Source organism: Bartonella sp. TT67HLJMS, from assembly GCF_042193375.1.
GTDB classification, from domain to species: domain Bacteria; phylum Pseudomonadota; class Alphaproteobacteria; order Rhizobiales; family Rhizobiaceae; genus Bartonella; species Bartonella grahamii.
Window position 1 is genome coordinate 1 of record NZ_JBHILP010000025.1, and the last position, 4,318, is coordinate 4,318.

Annotated in this window: 1 protein-coding gene; it reads left to right on the top strand. The window is 40.3% G+C overall.

Annotated elements, in window-relative coordinates:
* Positions 1–23 precede the first annotated feature (23 nt).
* Positions 24–4,318: right-handed parallel beta-helix repeat-containing protein (locus ACFIJQ_RS08725; protein WP_375629939.1), on the top strand; the 4,295-nt coding region annotated here is incomplete at its 3' end.

Genomic DNA, 4,318 nt, shown 5'->3' on the forward strand with positions numbered 1-4,318 from the left:
CTTCTGATTTTGGTGCAATCTTCATGAACAGTAACAGCGACAAAAACAAGCTGGAAAATGTAACAATATCAAGCGGTAAAGACGATACGCCACTGAACTTTGGAGTAAAGGCAAACAAAAACGGTACAGTGACGTTAGAAAATGTAAAAGTATTTCAAACAGTCAATGCCGTAGTCGCAGATAATTCTTCCACAATAACAGTCTCTGGAGGATCATTTGATGCAAAAGAGGCAGCAATAGCCACTAAAAACGGCAGCACCATTACTTTAACCGACAATGCACAAATTACATCATCTGATAACGCTGGGCTCTACGCAAAAGGTCCTGACTCCACAATCACAATGACCGGAGGAAACGTAACAGGGAAATTTGCGGCATTGTCTACAAAAAACGGCGGGCATATTACGATCACAGGTGGTACTCTAAAAACAAAGGGTACAAAAATAGATACACCAAATGATAACTCTAACTATACCGATGGATTCGGTGCATTTTCTGAGAACACAGGCAGCGTGATTGAGCTGGAAAATACCATTATTAGTGATGCTAAAATCGGACTTTCTGCAAAAAACGGTGGTGCAATCAGTATGGCAGGAGGAAGCATTAAGGCTTCTGTAGCTGGTGCTGTCTTCGTGAACAGTAAAAGCGCCGAAAACAAACTAGAAAATGTGACGATATCAAGTATTGAAAACGGTAAGCTACTAGACTATGGAATCCAAGCAGACCAAGGAAGTACCGTCGCTTTAAAAAATGTAAAAGTGACTCAAACACACCATGCCGTAAATGCGGATAATGATTCTACAATAACAATTTCTGGAGGATCATTTGAGACAGATGGTGCAACAATAGATGCTCAAAACGGCAGCACCGTTACTTTAACCGACAATGCACAAATTACATCATCTGATAACTCTGGGCTCTATGCATATGACAATGGCACAATAAATATGACCGGAGGAAATGTAACTGGAAAAATAGCAGCATTAGGGGCAACAACAGGTGGTCATATTACGGTCATAGATGTTACTCTAAAAACACAGGGTAATGGATTTGGTGTCTTTTCTAAGGACTCTAAGAGTGTAATTGAGTTGGAAAATACAACGATTAATAATAGTGTAATTGGTCTTAAAGCAGAAAACAATGGTGCAATCAGTATGACTGGGGGAAGCATTAAAGCTTCTGTAGCTGGTGCTGTCTTCGAGAATAGTAATAGCGAAAAAAACAAACTGGAAAATGTGACGATATCAAATATTGAAAACGATAAGCTACTAGACTATGGAATCCAAGCAGACAAAGGAAGTACCGTCGCTTTAAAAAATGTAACCATCTCTCAAGCAATAAATGCCGTAGTCGCAGATAATTCTTCCACAATAACAGTCTCTGGAGGATCATTTAATGCAGAACTAGCAACAATCGCTGCTCTAAACGGCGGCACCATTATTTTAACCGACAATGCACAAATTACATCATCTGATAACTCTGGGCTCTATGCACATGACAATGGCGTAATCAAGATGACTGGAGGAACTGTAGCTGGAAAAATAATAGCATTGTCTGCAGAAAATAGCGGACATATTACCATCACAGATGGTACTCTAAAAACAACAGACGATGGTATCGGTGCAAATGCTGATGGCTCTAACAGTGTGATTGAGTTGGAAAATACAACGGTCAGTGATAGTGCAATTGGTCTTAAAGCAGAAAACAATGGCGCAATCAGTATGAAGGGAGGAAGCATTAAAGCTTCCCAATTTGGTGCTGTCTTTTCTAAAAGTGAAAGCGAAGAAAACTATCTGGACAATGTGACGATATCGAGCGGTAAAAACGATGCGCCACTACTCGCTGGAATCCAAGCAGACCAAGGAAGTACCGTCGCTTTAAAAAATGTAAAAGTGACTCAAACACACCATGCCGTAAATGCGGATAATGATTCTACAATAACAATTTCTGGAGGATCATTTGAGACAGATGGTGCAACAATAGATGCTCAAAACGGCAGCACCGTTACTTTAACCGACAATGCACAAATTACATCATCTGATAACTCTGGGCTCTATGCATATGACAATGGCACAATAAATATGACCGGAGGAAATGTAACTGGAAAAATAGCAGCATTAGGGACAACAACAGGTGGTCATATTACGGCCACAGATGTTACTCTAAAAACAACAGATGGCGATGGTGTCGGTGCAGGTGCTGATGGCTCTGATAGTGTAATTAAGTTGCTTGGAAACACAACGATTAGTGATAGCAACATCGGAATTGGAGCAAGAAATAGTGGTGCAATCAGCATAACTGGGGGATCCATTAAAGCTTCCCAATTTGGTGCTTACTTCGAAAACACTAAGAGCGAAAAGAACAAACTGGAAGGTGTGACGATATCGAGTGTTAAAAATGATACGCCACTACTCGCTGGAATAGCAGCAGACAAAAACAGTACAGTCGCTTTAAAAGATGTAACAGTCACGAATGCAAACACAGGCATATCTGCAAATGATCACTCGACAATAACAGTCTCTGGAGGATCTGTGACCGCAGAAGGAATAGCATTGTACGCAACAAATGGCGGACAGATTGATGTCACAAACGTTGCTCTAACCGCAGAAGAAGGTGCACGTGCAGATGGCACGAACAGCGTAATTGAATTACATGGTAAGACAACACTTAAAAATGCTTCAGTAGGACTTTCCGCAATAGATGGTGGTAAAATCGCTAGTAATGAAAGTCTCACAATAATAGGCAGAGAAGCAATAGTAGCGATGTCTGTTGCTATAGGAGTGTGGGCCGACAATGCGAATAGCGAAATCAATTTAAATGGCAAAACAACCCTCGAAAAAGTTGTGACTGGTCTTGTTGCATCCGACGGTGGTAAGATCTTTAGCAAAGATATAACAATAATCGGTGCTGACCCCAAAGATAATGATACAGAAGAAAGAATCAACGTTGGTGTAAAAACAAACGATATAGATAGTCGAGTTGAATTAAAGGGCAAAACAATCATTGAAAAAGTTAACGTCGGTCTTTCTGCATTTGATGGTAGCACAATTAAGTTGATCAATGTCCCTGCTAATGCACAAAATAGTGAGAACAGCAAAATAGAAGCAAAAGAAGTTGCATTGCTTGTAGAGGGTGGTGGACAGATTGATGTCACCAATGTTTCTGCAACAGCAGGAATCGCTGGCTTGCAGTTTGTCGTTATCTCTAATCCTGACCCAGATGAATCAGATGATCTAGAAAAACATCAAAGCAATGCAATCAATTTGACCAATACAAAACTCTCCGCTGACAACGGTGCTGGAATTTTTATTACTGCTTTCTCTGATCCAGACATTACAGAGAATGCAGATCTTTCAATCGGTAAAGTCAACCTCACAAATTCAGAAATCCATGCCGATGTTTTATTAGGAGATGGTATTTTTTCAAAAGAAGACGAGTCGTGGAACAACGAAAATGTTAATATAATTTCCAACGGCACTTTCACATTAAGCGCTGATCAGTCTATTCTAGAAGGCAGAGCGAATATTGCTAAAAATAGAAATGTACACTTTGATCTAAAAAACAATACGCAATGGATCTTAAAAAACAGTGCCCATGAAACAGATGATGATGGCCAACTGATTGATATTGCTCAAAGATCTCGTTCTGATATTTCCACGCTTAATCTCGACAATAGCTCCATTATCTTTAATGGACCAACAGAAGAGCATTATCACACATTGCATATAGGTTCTGGTAAACCAGACACGCAAGAAGTCTACAAAGCCTCTGGTGACGCAAAGATTTACTTCAACATTGCTTGGAGTGATGGCGTAGCAAGTGCCGATCAAAAAACCGATAGGCTTCTCATTCACGGTGATGTCTCAGGCAACACAACAGTTTATATCAAAAGCGATTCAGGGGATAAAAATAGTGTAGTAAATGCTGCTGATCCTTCGAATATCGGTGGACTTTCGCTTATTCAAGTCTCTGGGAAAGCACAGGAAAACTCTTTCAAACTGGCAAATGGCTATACCACAAGAGGTCGTTTACCTTATAAATATACGCTGACTGCTTATGGACCAGACTCAAGCCATGGACAAGCCGATATTGCGCAAAACCTGTTTGATGAAAAGAATGAAAATTTCTGGGATTTCCGTTTACACAAAGAAATTCTTGAAACTGGTTCGGGTTCTGGTGTGGACACTCTTGTACCACAGACAGCAAGCTATTTGGTCATGCCAAATGCTCTTTTCAGTACAGGATTAACCGATATGGCTAAACAAAACGCGCTCTTAGCCAATATCAGAACATCCGTCTTAGGAAAAGAAGAAGAGAA